Source organism: Candidatus Limimorpha sp., from assembly GCF_056203535.1.
Genome location: NZ_JBADWU010000054.1, coordinates 1 through 15,673, shown reverse-complemented (window position 1 = coordinate 15,673; position 15,673 = coordinate 1). Strand labels below are relative to the sequence as shown.

Genomic DNA, 15,673 nt, shown 5'->3' with positions numbered 1-15,673 from the left:
ACAACCAAAATATGCTACTGATTTATGACGAAAGTATAGGTGATGGTTCCTTTCTGCTCGTCAGGAGCGTTGGGGTCGGCAGCGAATTTCGATTGCAGGGCGGCGTTTTTGGCTTTGCTGCGCATTTGGCTGTTGACGATGTCGGTGCCTTTGGCGGCGATTTCGGCACGTACCACTTTGCCTTCGCGGTTGACCCAAATGTCGACTACAATGTGACCTTCCTCATTGAAATCTTCGTTGGGACGTTCCAGTTTCTTGGCACCACGGCCACCTAAACTGTAGCCTGTTCCGTTGCCGTTGCCACCATTGCCGTCATACTGCTTGATACCGGCCAGTCCGTTGGGTTTGCCTTGGTCGCCGGGTTGTCCGGTTATGCCTTCCGAACCGCCGTCCTGAGCCTTGTCGGAGCCTTTGAATAACGCTCTCTGGTTGACTTTCGGCTGTGGTTTCTCTGCAGTTTTGGTTTCCTCTGTTTCCTTCTTGTTGTCTTTTTTCTTTTCTATGGCAGGGGCTTCTTCGGTGTCTTGCGTCACAATCTCTTCCTTGGTCTTTTGAGGTTGCGTTTGTGCCTTGACTTCCTCAGGGATAGCCGATTGCTGTGGCTGAATGTCGCCCATACCTTGGTTATACATGCCCAAATCGACTTCCACGCCTTCTTCGCCGGGAAGCGGAAGCGGCGTGCGGAATGCCATCAGGAACAACAGCAGCAGCGCCAGCGCGTGGACCGCTACCGTACCGATAACCGCTATGCCTTTATCTTTGTTTGCTTTCATGTTAGGCTTGTCATTTGCTGTTTAAGGCTGCCCTTTCAGGGCGTCGTTTTTATTTCTTTTTCGTCTTGCGAAGGGTGTCGCTTGCAAGCTCGCTTTGCCCTTCGTTTTATTAAGCTGCCCTTTCAGGGCGGATGCGTGTCCTAAATTCTTCTTTTTTTCTCCTAACTCCTAACTTCAACACTTTCCACTTTCACACTTTGAAACTTTCCACTTGTTATTTCTTCTGCGAAGTGGCCAAAATCACCTTGTGGTTTGTGCCGGTGGCGTTGTTGATTTCATTCACGGCATCAATCACGTTGACGACGTATTGCACGGGAACGGTCTTGTCCGAGCGTAGCACGACGGTGCCTTCCGTGTCGGCCCCCAACCTTGCATTGATGAGTTCGGATAAAGTGGTTTCGTCGGCAGGCGTTTCCTCAACGAAATAGCTGTATTCTTCATTGATGTAGACGGTTACGGTCTGTTTGGCCATCGTCTTGCTGCTACTCGATGGCAGCAAAAGCTTAATGGCATTTGGCGCAACCAAAGTCGAGGTCAGCATGAAGAAAATGAGTAGCAAGAACACCAGGTCGGACATCGACGAGGAATTGAATGATGGTTCTATCTTGTTCCTTGATTTTATCATATTTTATTGACTTGTGGACTATTTGACAATTTGACTGATGGACTGAAAACTGAAAACTGATAACTGAAAACTGAAAACCGATAACCGATAACCATTCCCCCGTCACTCATCCTCCATCACGCCGGTTCGTTCAGCACATCCATGAATTCCGTTGCTTTGGCTTCAAGCAGGTAGACCACTTTCTGGATGCGGTTGGTGATGATGGCGTGGAAAATATAGGCGATGATGCCGACAATCAGGCCGCCGACCGTGGTGACCATGGCTTCGTAGATGCCGGATGAGAGCAATTCGATGTCGATGTTGTTACCGGCCATTGACATGTTGTAAAAAGCGCGGATCATGCCTGTCACGGTGCCTAAGAAACCGAGCATTGGGGCGGCACTGGCAATCATGGCGAGGATGGAAACGCCTTTCTCCAACTGGCTGACTTCGAGGTTGCCAACGTTTTCGATGGCCGAGTTGATGTCGTTTAGCGGACGGCCCAAACGCGACAGGCCTTTTTCAATCATTCTGGAAATAGGGGTGGAGTTGCCGCGGCACAAGGCTTTTGCCGAATCAATCTTGCCGTCTTTCATGTATTCGCGGATGCGTTCCATGAAGCCCGTATCGTATTTCGTTGCACGCGAGACGGTTAGGAAACGTTCAATGAAAATGTAAACCGCCAAAACCGAAAGGATGCCGAGAACGACCATAATCCAACCGCCTTTGGTGGCAAGTTCCAATATAGATAAGGTGTATTCCGTTGGCTGTTCCATGGTTTCTACGGGCATTGTTGCCGCTGTTGCAGCCAAGTCGTTGCTTGCTGCCTGAATTTGAAGTAGGGAAAACATGTTGATATTATTTGTTGATTTGTTTAATCGTTTAGTTGTTGTGTTTTGCTTGTATTAACTAAAATCGTGCCATTTTATTGCGAGATTTTCCAAATCCTTCCGCTGCAACTGTCGCTTTCCGCGCCGGTCACCGACGAAAGCACATTGGTCTTGCCCTCTAATTTCAGCAAACCTAAAAAGGCGAAAATCAAGGCTTCCTTGTATTCGATGATTTGCCTGTCGGGAATGACGATATGGTGTTTGGTGTGATGCTGAATGCGTTCCACGAGATATTTGTTCAAGGCACCGCCACCCGTGATGAGCAGTTTGCCTTTGGGAAGATGGCTTAATGATTGACCAATCTGCATGGCAATGTGTTCGGTGAAAGTTGTCAATAAATCGTTGGTTCTCAAATTCTTTAGCAGATTTTTCTGCTCGGTCTCGAAAAATTCCCTGCCCAACGATTTGGGTGCTTTTTGCGTGAAGAAAGGATGAGAATTCAGTTTGTCCAATAGCGCTCCGTCAATTTTTCCGCTTCGGGCCAAAAGACCATCCATGTCGTACTTCAAACCTTTTTGGTTTGCAAGGTGATTCAAGGCTTGGTTGGCAATGCAAATGTCGTAGGCGATGCGCTGTCCGTTTTCGTCGTAGGATACATTGGCGATGCCACCGATGTTGAGGCAGGCTTCGTAATCGCTGAAAAGCAGTTTGTCGCCAATGGGAACCAATGGCGCACCTTGACCGCCTTTGCTCACGTCTTCGCTGCGGAAATCGTTGATGACGTTAACGCCACATGCCTTGGCAAGTGCCTGTCCGTTACCGATTTGTAATGTGTAATGCTGTTCCGGCTTATGGAAAATGGTGTGGCCGTGCGATGCGATGAAATCAGGGGTGACATTGTCCTCTTGCATGAATTGCAGGACTTGTTCCCCTAAATATTCGCCGTATTCCTTGTCCAAATTTGTCAGGTCTTCAGGCTTTTGGTGAAAGGCCTCGGAGAGCTTTTGCTCCCATTCATCAGAATAGGGTAGGGTATTGGTTCTTAGAATGTTGAACCCGTATTTTCCATTTTCGGAATTAAAATTCACCAAGGCTAAATCCACGCCGTCGAGCGAACTGCCCGACATCAATCCTATGGCAAGATGTTCACTCATAATAAGGGCAATATTTTTTCCAAGCGTATGCCGCGCGAACCTTTTACCAAAATGTCTTTGCCCTCAATTGGATGGCTTTCAACATATTGACACAAATCATCGATGGTCGGGAAGGTGAACCATTTTTTGCAGTCGCTGTAAGCACAGAAATTCGGTCCTACGAGATAGGCTGCCTTGTATTCCAGTTCCTCAAGCAGCTTGAGAATGGCTTTGTGCTCGTTTTCCGATTCCTTGCCCAGTTCGCGCATGTCGCCCAAAATCAAAAGGTGGTTCTCGCCACAGATGTTTCTGAAATTGCGTACCGAGGCTTGCATCGAAGTCGGATTGGCATTGTAAGCATCCATGATAATGTGGTTCTTGCCGCTTTCGATGACTTGCGAGCGGCTGTTGGTGGGCTGATAGGCCTCAAGAGCTATTTGAATTTTGTCGTCATCAATGCCGAAGTATTGGCCGATGCCAATGGCAGCAGCGGCATTTTCAAAATTGTAGGCACCGACAAGCCGTGTCTGAATCAAACGGTTTTTCCATTTTAGGCTGAGATAAGGCTTGCATTCGCCGGGCGCGACTTGGTAGTCGGCATCGTTATGGAACCCGTAGCTGACGCGTTTCTGTTCTGAAGAAAGATTCCAAAGCAATTCGTTGCCACGGTTGACGAAAACGAAATCACCGTTTTCTTTGATGTATCTGTATAGTTCAGTCTTTGTGTTGATGACACCTTGAAAACTCCCGAAGCCTTCCAAATGAGCTTTTCCAATGTTGGTGATGAGACCGAAATCGGGGCAGGCAATGTGAGCCAGCGTGTCGATTTCGCCAGGGTGGTTGGCTCCCATCTCCACAACGGCAATTTCCGTTTCTGGCTTGATGGTCAGCAAGGTAAGCGGCACGCCGATATGGTTGTTGTAATTGCCTTCGGTGTGAATGATGTTGTATTTTTGAGCCAACACAGCTGAGACAAGTTCTTTCGTCGTGGTCTTCCCGTTGGTTCCCGTGATGGAAAGCACCTTGGCCTTCATTTGGTGGCGGTGATGGCGGGCAATGTCTTGCAGGGCTTTCAAGGAATCTTCGACTTTGACGATGCGTGTGTGTTTGGGAATGTCGTTTCGGTCGCATACCACAAGCGAAGCTATGCCTTCTTCGGCTACTTTTAGGGCAAAGTCATTGCCGTCGAAATTCTCGCCTTTCAGGGCAAAGAACACGGCATCTTTTTGGACTTTACGGCTGTCGGTTGTCACTCTGTAGGCTTTTTCTAAGGCTTTGTAGATGATTTCTATAGTGTTCATAACGAATTGTTTATGCAAATAGTGCTGATAATAATATCTAATTGATAACGCAAAGATAGGCAAATATTGCTATGCGTTGAAAAGAAAAACGTAAATTGTCGTATGTGAATCATCAATTCCTGCGAAATATTTATATGAGAAGCGAATTTTACATAAATCTTTCATCAATCTTTGTAGCCGCGCTGGACGATGCCGGCGGCAAGCCGTCTGTTCAAGTAAATGCGGGGGAAATCGAAGAGTGAATTTTGGAGTAAATTTTTTTCTTGCACCAGCCAATTTGTTTCAATTTATGCGCTTTGCTCCCTGAGCCTGTCGAAGGGGCTTGTCGAAGGGCGCATTTGAAATTCAATCTGCGTAAAATCAGCGTCATCTGCGCAATCAGCGGTTCAAAAATCCTCTGCGGAAGTCAGCGGCATCGGCGGGAGAAAAAAACAATCCGTCAAATCAGCTGTCCGTTGAAATCTGTTTTTCCCAAAATCCTGCTTCTTTTTTCCCCATCATTTTCCCATCATTTTGACTTTATTTTGCAAAGAAAGCAATAAAAATTTGCTCAACGAGTTAAAAAATCGGATATTTGCACGCTCAAAATTGGGTGTGTTTAATAATTACCCAATAATTGACCTATAGAATTATCGCTATGAGAGATATTACGTTGAAGAAAATTTGCGCCGTGGTTCTGCTTGTCCTGTTTGCTCAGGGAGTAGTTGCTCAGGCCAATGTCGATTCGCCATATTCCATGTTCGGTATCGGACAATTGAGAGATAAGACAATGAATTCCAGACTGAAAGGTATGGGCGGCGTTTCAAATGCCATGTTTGGAAAGAGTCTTGTCAACACCGAAAATCCAGCTTCGTATGCTATGATTGACACGTTGGCTTTCCTGTTTGATGCCGGCATGTATTTCAAAACCTCTGATTTCAGCACTTCCAATCTGTCGGAGACTTCAAGCAACGCCAATTTCGATTATGTCGCCATGGCTTTCGGTGCTACCAAATGGTGGCGTATTTCGCTTGGCGTTCAGCCATTTAGCAATGTCGGCTATAATTTGGTGGTGAACAACCATAAGGATGATGTGGGCAATTATGCCACTACTTTTAAGGGTAGCGGAGGCTTGAATCAGGCTTTCATCGGTAATGCTTTTCGCTTGGGCAGGAATTTTTCAGTAGGTGTAAATGCCACTTATGTGTTCGGTGATTACGAAACCCTGACTACGCTGAGTTTCCCCGATTCGGTTTTTATGATTGAAACCCGCCGTGGCATAGATATGTTGGTCAAGTCGTTCATGTTCGATTACGGTGTGCTTTACAATACGAAACTTTCCAATGGCTTGAATTTGGGCTTGGGCCTCACTTATAATCAGAAAATGAAGCTAAAAGGTAAGCAAACCATCTATATACGTTCAATCAAGCAAAGCTCGGATTCAGATGTAGAATACCCTATCGACACCATTTTTTATTCGGCGAAGGATAAGTCGCGCATCACCATGCCTCACGAATTTGGCTTTGGCGTCACTTTGCAGAAAGACAACCACTGGACTCTTGGTGCCGATTTCAATTGGTCGCAATGGAGCAAATTTGCCCGCGAAGGTGTCAACGATTCGTTGCAAAACTCATGGAGCGTCGCCCTCGGTGGTGAACTTATCCCGACTTCTTCTTCGGTGTCGAACTATTTCACCAAAATGTCGTATCGCTTTGGTGCTTTTTATGAACAGACTTTCCTGAATATCAGGGGAAAATCCATCAATAAAATTGGACTCACCGTCGGCGTTTCGTTGCCTTTGCCAAGGTCGTTGTCGAAAGTCAACGTGGCGGTTGAAGTGGGGCAGTGCGGCACCAAGTCATCCAATCTGATTCAGGAACGTTACATCAAGGCTACTGTAGGTGTCTCGGTTTTCGAGCGTTGGTTCTTGAAGCGTAAATACCAATGAAATAATCAATCCATGTCGGTTGATTCAATTTTGGAATGATATTTGAATAGGAACAAAAAAAGGAAATTAATATAAGTTTAACAATAAAAATTAGAGAGATGAAAACTAGAAGAGTAATGTTACTGGCCGTTATGTTTGGAATGGCAGTAAGTGCTTCCGCACAGAATGTCAATGCCCCGAAATATGGTGTTGACAGTGTTGCCAGCGTCACTAACCAATCGACTTATCGTGAATACTTCAAGCAGTGGGAAGCTGCAAAGTATGCGAAAGATGCCATCAGTATGGAAATGGTCTCCGCATGGAGATATGTGTTCCTGAATAGCCCGCGTTTGAGTCAGTACGTATACACCAACGGTGAAAAAATCATGGATTATTTCATCCGTACAAACCCAAGCCAGAAGGATGCTTACATCGACACACTGAACATGCTGGCCGACACGAGAGCCATTTGCTTCCCGAACGATCCTAAGACTGGCGCTTCGCAAATCGCCAACATCAAGGCCAAGAAAGGTTATCTGATTTACACCTACAATCCTGCCCGCTATGAAGAGGCTTACAATGTGCTGAAAGAAGCCGTTGAACTCGACATCGCCCAGATTCAGGTTGGTTTCCTCGATTCATATTTCCGCGCCGCCGCCGACATGGTCAACAACGGCAAGGCCGACAAGATGACGGTTATCGATGTTTATCAGGAACTTTCCGATGTGCTCGATGCTAACGTGAAGACGCTGGCCGAAACCGAAACCGAACTGCTCACTGCCAAGCAGGAAGCTGAAGAAGCCGCCGATGCTGATGCCGTGGCAGGTTTCGACAAGCAACTTGAAAAGAACGAGAAGAACATTAATAATTATAAAGGTGTAAAGAACAACATTGACAACCTCTTCCAGCCATTTGCTTCATGCGAAGACCTAATCAAAGTGTTCTCTGTCAAGATGAACGAAAATCCGAATGATGTCAATCTCCTGAAGAGAATCACCACCGTTCTTGATAAGAAGGATTGCACCGATTCAAAGGTGTTCCTCGATGCTTCCAAGAACCTCTACGCTCTTGAACCAAGCCCTGAAGCTGCCTATAACATTGGTGTCCAGCTCTTCAAGGATAAGAAATACAGCGAAGCTGCTACCTATTTCGAGCAAGCTACCAAGGCTGAAAACAACGACCGCGTTTACCGCGCACTGCGTAACCTCGCCATGTGCTACCAGAATGTCGGCAACTATTCAAAGGGTCGTGATGCTGCCCGCCGCGCCGCACAGGTTGACCCGACCGCCGGCGAACCATACCTTATCATCGCTATGCTTTATGCTGAAAGCTCAAAGCAGTATGAAAGCAGCATCTTTGGCGGCAAGGAAGTGTTCTGGGCAGCCGTCGACAAGTGCGAAAGAGCAAGACAACTCGACCCGTCTATCGCAAAGAAAGCCGCTGATCTGATTGCAGCTTACAGACAGTATTTCCCGTCAACCGAAACTGTGTTCTTCAATGACTATCAGGACGGCCAGTCGTATTCAATCGGTGGCTGGATTGGTGAAACCACAACCATTAGAACTAAAAAGTAATTGAACAGATTTCATAAGATATTATTTTGGTGCAACATCACAGCTATAGTGGCTGTGATGTTGTTTTCGTGTGGCAATCCCGATGCGGTGGTCATGGATATGGCTTCTGACGACACGCTTTCGGGCATCACTGCCGACAGCGTCACTTTTTTCCGCAGCGATTCGGGAAATGTTCAGCTGAAACTCACGGCTCCGCGCTTGGTGCGTAGGGAAAGCAATGATGAAAATGGCGAAATGGAGTTTCCATTGGGATTTCATGCCTTTTTCTTTGATAATAATATGAATCCAAATTCGGAAATCAGTGCCGACTATGGCAAATATGTCGGCGATTTGATTCAGGCAACCGGAAATGTGGTCATCATCAATTACGAAAATGATGAAAGAATGTATTCCGATAAACTTTTCTGGTATCAGGATGTGAAGATGATCTACACTCGGTCGCATGTCAGGATTGTTACGCCAGGCAGGGATATTGAAGGTGACAGTCTGGTGGCCAAGGAAGACCTTTCTGAATACACGATTTATTATGGCCGCGCAACTATGGAAGTGGAGGATAATCTATGAACGACTGGCTGATTGTTGCGATAACCTTGTTCTTCTCTGCCATGTGCTCGGGTCTGGAGATTGCTTTCAATAGCATCAACCGCTTGCAGCTTGAGGTCGAATTGAAGAAAAACAACTTTTCAGCAAGGATTATAAGCCTGTTTTTCAAGAACAAGTCGCGTTTCATCACTTCTCTTTTGTTAGGCAACAATATCGCCTTGGTTATCTACGGTATGAGCATGGCGAATATCATTGGGGGTAACATCAACATTTCCAATGATTTCCTTATGCTTTTGGTTCAAACGCTCATTTCCACGCTCTTGGTCCTGTTGGTGGGCGAATTTCTGCCGAAGGTGTTGTTCCGCATCAATCCGAATGCCGTTTTGTCGTTTTTCGCCTTCCCGACTTATCTTTGCTATTTCATACTCTATCCTCTGATTTTGGTTTATACGGGCATTTCGGAGTTCCTTATCCTTTATGTGTTCCGTCAGAAAATCAACGAGTCGGCCTATAGGTTCTCGACTGTTGATTTGAATGACTACATTGCCGAATATGCCGATCCCGAAGAGGAAAACGAAGACATTCAGCAGGAAATTCAGCTTTTCCAGAATGCCATGGAATTTCGCTCGGTGAAGCTGCGCGAGTGCATGGGGCCGCGAAACGAAATCGAAGCCGTGAAATCGACCGATTCCCTCGCTTTTGCCAGGGACCGTTTTGAGGAAACTAAACACTCGAAGCTCATCGTTTATGAAGATAACATCGACAATATTGTCGGTTACATTCATCTGAACGACGTGATTCGCGAAACCATGATGAAGCATGAAATGACGATAGAAAAGCTGGTCCGCCCGCTTGCTTTCTTCCCCGAAACCTACACCGCCGACCGTCTTTTGAGGTATTTTATTCAAAAACATCAGGGGATGGCGGTTGTCGTCGATGAGTTTGGCGGCACTTCCGGCATCGTCACAATGGAAGACGTAATTGAGGAAATTTTCGGCGAAATTAATGACGAATATGATGTTGAAGAAGAAACGGAAAAGAAAATCGGCAAGAACACTTACGTTTTTTCGGCTCGTCTCGAAATCGACTATCTCAATGATACATACCGACTTGACCTTCCGGTTTCCGATGATTACGAGACTTTGGCTGGCATGATTCTGCATTATTGCGAAGACATTCCGACGGAAGGCGAAACCTTCAATATTGGCAAATATAAGGTCAGTATCCTCAAGGCTTCCGACATGAAATTGGAGGAAGTGAAACTTGAGTTAGGTGATAATTGAATAAAAAAGTTCTCCATTTAGCTTCTCAATTGGAAAAATTACTAAATTTGCACGCTTTTTTCAGAAAGAATTATAAATAAATAAGGTAAGAAAATTATGGCAGCAATTGAAAGAATCAGAAAACATTCTGGATTGTTAATCGCAATCATCGGTTTAGCTTTGTTAGCATTCGTGTTGCAGGATTTGTTCCAGAGCACAGGTAGAAACCGTGAGAACAACATCGCAGTGATTGACGGCGAAAGAATCCCTTATCAGGATTTCATAACCCAAAAGGACAAGGATGTTGAAAACATGAAAAGCAGAACCGGTAAGAATCTGACTACCGATGAAAACCTCAGACAGTGCAACGCTACGTTTGAGCAGATGATTAAGGACCACATCATGACCAAGGAATATGAAGCCCTCGGCATGAACGTTTCAAGTGAAGAACTCACCGACCAGTTCACTGGTGAAAATCCTCACGAATGGGTCGTTTCAAGCTTCAGCAACCCTGATGGTACGCTCAATAGGGAAAACCTCAACTACTATCTTGAAAACCTCAACGATTTCCCAGTTGAAGCACGTATGCAGTGGATGGACTTCGAAAGAGCCGTCAAGGCAGACCGTTTGGAGACCAAGTTCGAAAACCTCGTGAAGGCTTCTTATTTCGTGCCTGCAAAGTTGGCCAAGAAGTACTATGAGAATAAGAACATCAAGGCTTCAGCCGACATCGTCGCTTTGCGTTATTCCAACATCCCTGACTCGACCGTCGTTGTCACCGACAATGAAAACAAGAAGTACTACGAAGAAAACAAGTACAGATATGAAACCGATGAAGTGCGCGACATTGAATACGTGATTTTCGACATCAAGCCTTCAGTTGAAGACCGTCAGGATGCACTTGCTTTCGTGAATGGTTTGAAGGAAGATTTTGCTACTGTCGAAAACGTTGAAAGTTTCGTCAATGCCAACTCCGACCAGCGCTACGACAGCACTTGGATGGGCAGAAAGGATGTTCCTCAGCAGATTGAAACCTCTATTTTCGATGCAGGTCACGAAGCTGGTTTCGTGTTCGGCCCTTACGAAAACGAAGATGCTTACAACCTTGTCCGCATCGTTGATATGCAGAACCGTCCCGACTCATTGATGGCAAGTCACATCCTCATCAGCTATGCCGGTGCTGCACGTACCGAAGCCACAATGACTAAAGAAGAAGCTGAAGCTAAGGCTGACAGCCTCCTCGCAGTCCTGAAAGGCAGCAAGGATGCTGATTTGTTCGCCGAACTCGCCGGTCAGTTCTCAACCGACCCAGGTTCAAAGGACAAGGGCGGTGACCTCGGTTGGTTCACCGATGGCACAATGGTAACCGATTTCAATGAATTTGTCGTTAATAACGCAGTCGGCACAATCGGTAAGGTTGAAACTCCGTTCGGCTATCATATCATTAAGGTGACCGACAAGACCGCAGCTCAACCGAAAGTCCGTCTCGCCGTTCTGAAACACGACATTTCCTATAGCACCAAGACTGCTCAGAATGTTTTCGCCGATGCAAACCGTTTCGTCACCGAAAACAAGACATACGACCAGTTCAATGCAGCTATCGAAGAACAGGGCCTTACCAAGCGCACCATGCCAAGAATGAACTACAGCACTTATCAGATTACGGGTGTCAACAATCCTCGTGAAATTGTCCGCTGGGCTTTCGACGAAAAGACCAAAGTCGGTGACATTTCAACCGTTTACGACCTTGATGATATGTATGTCGTCGCAGCTTTGACCAATATTGTTCCTGAGGGTTATGCTCCAATCAGTATTGTTGCCGAACAAGCCAAATACCAGATCATGAACCTCAAGAAAGGTGAAATGGCCGTCGAAAAAATGAATGCTTGCGGTAATGACATCAACAGAATGGTCAGCGAACTCGGTGCCGAGTCAACCACAATTTCTGATGTCAACATTGAATCCCGTGTTTTGAGCAACTTCGGCGTTGAAGCTGACATTATCGGTACCATCCTCGGCATGAAGGAAGGTCAGGAAGTTGGCCCAGTTGCTGGTAATTCAAGTGCTTTCATCATAAAGAACGTGAAATTCACAACTCCAGAAGAAACCACTGACTACAGCGATATCTACAGAGAAAAGACAAGCCAGTTCAACAACAAGGTTCTGGGTGGTTCCATCTACAGCGCTTTGAGAAACAAGGCTAAGATTGAAGACAACAGAATCAGATACTATTAATAAGGAATCTGCATCATAGTTTGAAAGGCTGGAGTTCGCTCTGGCCTTTTTTTGTCTTACTACACAATAAAATGTGTATTTTTGCATTCTCATAGAACAAAATCATCAAATTAATATGAAAAAGTTTAAAAGTTTACTTCTGATGGCCGTGCTGCTGGTTCTGGCAGTGAGTTGCGGCAAAAAGCATGAAATTACTTTATCGCCTACGGAATTTGAATTTGAACCTACTGGTGGTGAAGTGACAGTTGAAATCAACACTGATGGCGACTGGAATGTTGAAAAATGCCCAGAATGGATTGCTGTTTCGGAAACTTCTGGCAGTAAAGACGCTTCGATTGTTTTAGCAGCCCAACCAAATTTGGGTGATGCAATCCGTGAGGCTGTCCTTGAAGTGTCTACCTCAACCAACTCAGCTCAATTGAAACTGTCTCAGGGTTATGTTGAGGAAAATTATCTTTCAATTTCACCTGATTCTATTACAGCTGATTATCATGGTGGTGAATTCGATTTGCAGATATCTTCCAATTGTGAGTGGACACTTTCTGAAATATCACAGCAGATTCCTTGGATTTCTGTTAATCCGACATCGGGCAGTGGAAGCCAAACTGTAAAGGTGTCTGTAGAGGAATATGTTGGTGGTGATTCGTCTTCCCGCAAAGCAAGCCTTATCTTTGCTGGTGCCAATGCTTTGGTTTCAGTCGGCGTTACGCAAAGTGATGGTAGTGAGGTAGCTGTCAGTGTAAATCCTAAGTTTTTGAGTTTTTCAACTGAAGGCGGTTCACAACAAATAGAGGTAACTTGTGCCTCAAATTGGAGCGTTTCAACTTCGGTTGATTGGCTTTCGCTTAGTGTAACTGAAGGTTCGGGCAACGGACAAATTACGGTGACGGCTGAAAACAATGAAGATTTTCAAGTTCGTCTTGGCGCAGTTGTCTTTACTTCCGATGCGCATCAGAATACAACGGTTACAGTTTCACAGGAAGCTGCTATTGATCCCCGTCATCTTGATGTTTCGCCTATGGAAGTTAATTTTGGCAAGCAGGGGGGTAATGCTGTGATTAGTATTGGCTGCGATGAACAATGGAAAGTGGATTGCCCTGAACATTGGATTTCTTTCTCAGCCCAAGATGGTGAAGGTGATGGTTCCTTTGATATTATTGCTGAAGAAAACATAATGAATACACCGAGAAATACGGTCGTATATGTGGTTTCCGGTATTCTTGAAAAACAAATCCAAGTTCATCAGGAAGCAGGCGATCAGGCTCCATACGTTTCTTTGAATGTTGATGTAATCAATGCTGATGCTGTTGGGGATGTTTTTCCTGTTGAAGTTTCGTCTAATGTCACTTGGACTGTTCGAGGCAGCAGTTGGGCCGAACCAATCCAAAACAGCGGTGAAGGTGATGGCACTTTCTCGTTGCGTGTCGATACGAACTATGAAATGACGCCCCGTTCATGCACGGTGCGTGTTTCAACGGCTCAAGGTGCTTCGGATTCATTTGAGGTTGTCCAAAGTGGTTATGTGTATACCTTGTCAACAGAAGTGACTGAAATCACTGCGCCGGCTGAAGGCCTAAAGACTGAAATCCCTGTGTTCTCTAATCAGAATTGGACGGTGTCGAAAGGTGCATCTTGGATTCTTTATGACCCGGTAAGTGGCACAAACGACGGTGCTTTTACTATCGTTGTTGACCCGAATGCGTCTCCAAGAGACCGTTCGGCTGAGATTTACGTAACTGGTGAAAAGGACGGCTTGGTTATCATTCAGGTGAATCAGCCTCATGCAAAATAAGGCGATTGATAAATGAAAAAAATTGCGGAACTGCTGATTGCGGTTCCGCAATTTTTTGTAGAGACGTAGCGCGCTACGTCTCGATTTTATTGATTTTGGGAGACGTTGCGTGCAACGTCTCTACAGGATTAGAATCCCATGCTAAACCAGTACCAGAATTTGTTTTCCATTTCTTTTCAGGCTTTGTACTTCGTGTTGGCTGTTTTCAAAAATCACAAGCCTTTAATGTCTTCATCCGAAAGTCCAGAGTATTGCTTAATCATTTCTACGGGCATATTGTTCGATTTCATCTTTCGTGCCATTTCAATCAGCTCTCTATGTTGCTCGGCTCGGGCTTTTTCCAGACCAATTGCTTCGCCTTTTTCCAAACCTTCAGCACGTCCTTCAGCACGTCCTTCTGCATGCCCCTGACGGAAATAGCCTTTCATAAGAGTCCTTTCGCTGACAATCTCGTCCCAGAATTTATCGTATGCCATACGCTGGGCATCCGTGTATGCTGATTGTTCTACAATTCCAACTGCCTTACAAAGATACTCATTCTCCAACATTTCTGCAGGAATTTCCTTTGTCTGCTCGTTGATTTCGGTAAGGAAACGAAGCCAAAGCACCATCATCTTCTTGTCGCTTACACTCGATGGACGGAACTTTGGCAGTTCAAGGAAGATGGTCTCAAAACCTTTTATCGTGTTCTCGGGATGGTCAATGTTCGCTGGTATATAGCGATGATAGAACTCATCCTTCAGATTTGGGAAGGCAATATCATTGATTATGCTGACACAATATACTTGACGCAACTCATCATATCCATCCCCTTTTTCAAGTGGACGGACATACGCTTTTGATGTATTGAAGAGTGCACGCTGAAGGAAATCCTCTGTCCAGTACATCTGCATCTCGACAATAAACTGGCGGTTGTGATTGTCCGTACAACGAACATCCACAATAGAGTACTTCTTTGCCGGATTCTCAGGCACCATCTCAGGAGAGAGATATTCCAGAGACTCTATCTCTGTGCCTTCCTTCAATGGAAGTACGGCATTGAGAAAACTCTGGAGCAGGTCTTTCTGCTCGCCAAATACCTTTTTGAAGGTTAGATCCGCCTTTGGGTCAAGATACTTTGCCATAGTGTAGCCTTTCTTTGAATTGTTGGTTGCAAAGATACACACAATTTATGACACCTCCAAATTTTTGTTTTGATTTTTTTGCTTTAACAGCTGTTGTAGGAAAATCCCACACCAACCTAAGAATTTGTGAGAAAGTTAGGGTGATGTGGGAAGTTAGATGCTTGCTATTTGAGAGGCTTGAGTTGTTCTTGGGAATCTATGTACGTGTTGGTTTTGGTATTTGTTGTCGACCCTCCACCAGTAGAAGTACTTTTTCCTGTAGAAGAATTCCCGCTTGTTGAGGTGTGTCCACTTGTAGAAGTTGTACCCGTAGAGGTGTCTCTTTCAAGAACATCATATTCCTTTGACACAATTGGATCTAGAGGAGTGTCATATGTGGACTTTGGCTTGCTTGGGGAAGCTTCTCCGATCAGTTGGTAGTTTATTAGCATTGCTTTATGACTACCATTTGGGAAATGGATAAGTGTCATCTTTTTTGATTTCTTATCAAAAGTTTGGATGTAATATGTTTTAATAGTATTCATTTTAGAATTGTATTGGACAATATATTGCCCTTTTCCTTTTGAGCCGACTTTGTTAAAGTCAAACTTTTTAGG

The 15,673-nt window shown here is 45.2% G+C and carries 13 protein-coding genes; 6 read left to right on the top strand and 7 right to left on the bottom strand.

Going from position 1 to position 15,673, the window contains the following annotated elements; translation table 11 throughout:
• Window positions 1-14: 14 nt before the first annotated feature.
• From AC06MN_RS06265 to AC06MN_RS06245, 5 genes are all read right to left on the bottom strand, one after another.
• Window positions 15-773 (bottom strand): energy transducer TonB family protein, encoded by a 759-nt coding sequence (locus tag AC06MN_RS06265; protein WP_475671497.1) that lies wholly within the window; start codon window positions 771-773, stop codon window positions 15-17.
• Between the two features lie 214 nt (window positions 774-987).
• A complete protein-coding gene (locus tag AC06MN_RS06260) occupies window positions 988-1,398 on the bottom strand; it encodes an ExbD/TolR family protein (RefSeq protein WP_475671496.1) in 411 nt (136 codons plus the stop codon).
• Window positions 1,399-1,514: 116 nt separating this feature from the next.
• The gene (locus AC06MN_RS06255; protein WP_475671495.1) at window positions 1,515-2,228 is read right to left on the bottom strand and encodes a MotA/TolQ/ExbB proton channel family protein; all 714 of its coding nucleotides are present in this window, start codon (window positions 2,226-2,228) and stop codon (window positions 1,515-1,517) included.
• Window positions 2,229-2,302: 74 nt separating this feature from the next.
• A complete protein-coding gene (locus AC06MN_RS06250; protein WP_475671494.1) occupies window positions 2,303-3,361 on the bottom strand; it encodes an anhydro-N-acetylmuramic acid kinase in 1,059 nt (352 codons plus the stop codon).
• Complete coding sequence (locus AC06MN_RS06245; RefSeq protein ID WP_475671493.1) at window positions 3,358-4,641, bottom strand: UDP-N-acetylmuramoyl-tripeptide--D-alanyl-D-alanine ligase; 1,284 nt, start codon at window positions 4,639-4,641, stop codon at window positions 3,358-3,360. The genes AC06MN_RS06250 and AC06MN_RS06245 overlap by 4 nt, the downstream gene beginning before the upstream one ends.
• Window positions 4,642-5,278: 637 nt before the next feature.
• Between AC06MN_RS06245 and bamG the strand changes: the two genes are divergently transcribed.
• From bamG to AC06MN_RS06215, 6 genes are all read left to right on the top strand, one after another.
• A complete protein-coding gene (bamG, locus tag AC06MN_RS06240) occupies window positions 5,279-6,568 on the top strand; it encodes a BamG family beta-barrel-assembly machinery protein (protein ID WP_475671492.1) in 1,290 nt (429 codons plus the stop codon).
• A 98-nt stretch (window positions 6,569-6,666) separates the two neighbouring features.
• A complete protein-coding gene (locus AC06MN_RS06235) occupies window positions 6,667-8,121 on the top strand; it encodes a hypothetical protein (RefSeq protein ID WP_475671491.1) in 1,455 nt (484 codons plus the stop codon).
• Window positions 8,122-8,685 carry an LPS export ABC transporter periplasmic protein LptC gene (gene lptC / locus AC06MN_RS06230; RefSeq protein WP_475671490.1) on the top strand — a complete coding sequence of 188 codons (564 nt, stop codon included), beginning with the start codon at window positions 8,122-8,124 and terminating at the stop codon, window positions 8,683-8,685.
• Complete coding sequence (locus AC06MN_RS06225; RefSeq protein ID WP_475671489.1) at window positions 8,682-9,947, top strand: hemolysin family protein; 1,266 nt, start codon at window positions 8,682-8,684, stop codon at window positions 9,945-9,947. Before lptC ends, AC06MN_RS06225 begins: the two co-directional genes overlap by 4 nt.
• A 96-nt stretch (window positions 9,948-10,043) precedes the next feature.
• Window positions 10,044-12,161, top strand: a complete 2,118-nt coding sequence (locus tag AC06MN_RS06220; RefSeq protein ID WP_475671488.1) for a peptidylprolyl isomerase — start codon at window positions 10,044-10,046, stop codon at window positions 12,159-12,161.
• A 115-nt stretch (window positions 12,162-12,276) separates the two neighbouring features.
• Entirely contained in the window at window positions 12,277-13,953 is a 1,677-nt protein-coding gene (locus AC06MN_RS06215) for a BACON domain-containing protein (RefSeq protein ID WP_475671487.1), read from the top strand.
• Window positions 13,954-14,165: 212 nt separating this feature from the next.
• Here AC06MN_RS06215 and AC06MN_RS06210 read toward each other — a convergent pair whose 3' ends face one another.
• Entirely contained in the window at window positions 14,166-15,077 is a 912-nt protein-coding gene (locus tag AC06MN_RS06210; RefSeq protein WP_475671486.1) for an Rpn family recombination-promoting nuclease/putative transposase, read from the bottom strand.
• A gap of 164 nt (window positions 15,078-15,241) precedes the next feature.
• Window positions 15,242-15,673 (bottom strand): hypothetical protein (locus AC06MN_RS06205; protein WP_475671485.1); only part of this gene is annotated, 432 nt, incomplete at its 5' end.

Excerpts from the sequence above, each read along its gene's own strand:
- AC06MN_RS06235 (WP_475671491.1), top strand. The coding sequence starts at position 6,667 with ATGAAAACTAGAAGAGTAATGTTACTGGCCGTTATGTTTGGAATGGCA.
- AC06MN_RS06255 (WP_475671495.1), bottom strand. The coding sequence starts at position 2,228 with ATGTTTTCCCTACTTCAAATTCAGGCAGCAAGCAACGACTTGGCTGCA.
- AC06MN_RS06220 (WP_475671488.1), top strand. The coding sequence starts at position 10,044 with ATGGCAGCAATTGAAAGAATCAGAAAACATTCTGGATTGTTAATCGCA.
- AC06MN_RS06265 (WP_475671497.1), bottom strand. The coding sequence starts at position 773 with ATGAAAGCAAACAAAGATAAAGGCATAGCGGTTATCGGTACGGTAGCG.
- AC06MN_RS06250 (WP_475671494.1), bottom strand. The coding sequence starts at position 3,361 with ATGAGTGAACATCTTGCCATAGGATTGATGTCGGGCAGTTCGCTCGAC.
- AC06MN_RS06215 (WP_475671487.1), top strand. The coding sequence starts at position 12,277 with ATGAAAAAGTTTAAAAGTTTACTTCTGATGGCCGTGCTGCTGGTTCTG.
- AC06MN_RS06245 (WP_475671493.1), bottom strand. The coding sequence starts at position 4,641 with ATGAACACTATAGAAATCATCTACAAAGCCTTAGAAAAAGCCTACAGA.
- AC06MN_RS06260 (WP_475671496.1), bottom strand. The coding sequence starts at position 1,398 with ATGATAAAATCAAGGAACAAGATAGAACCATCATTCAATTCCTCGTCG.
- AC06MN_RS06210 (WP_475671486.1), bottom strand. The coding sequence starts at position 15,077 with ATGGCAAAGTATCTTGACCCAAAGGCGGATCTAACCTTCAAAAAGGTA.
- AC06MN_RS06225 (WP_475671489.1), top strand. The coding sequence starts at position 8,682 with ATGAACGACTGGCTGATTGTTGCGATAACCTTGTTCTTCTCTGCCATG.
- bamG (WP_475671492.1), top strand. The coding sequence starts at position 5,279 with ATGAGAGATATTACGTTGAAGAAAATTTGCGCCGTGGTTCTGCTTGTC.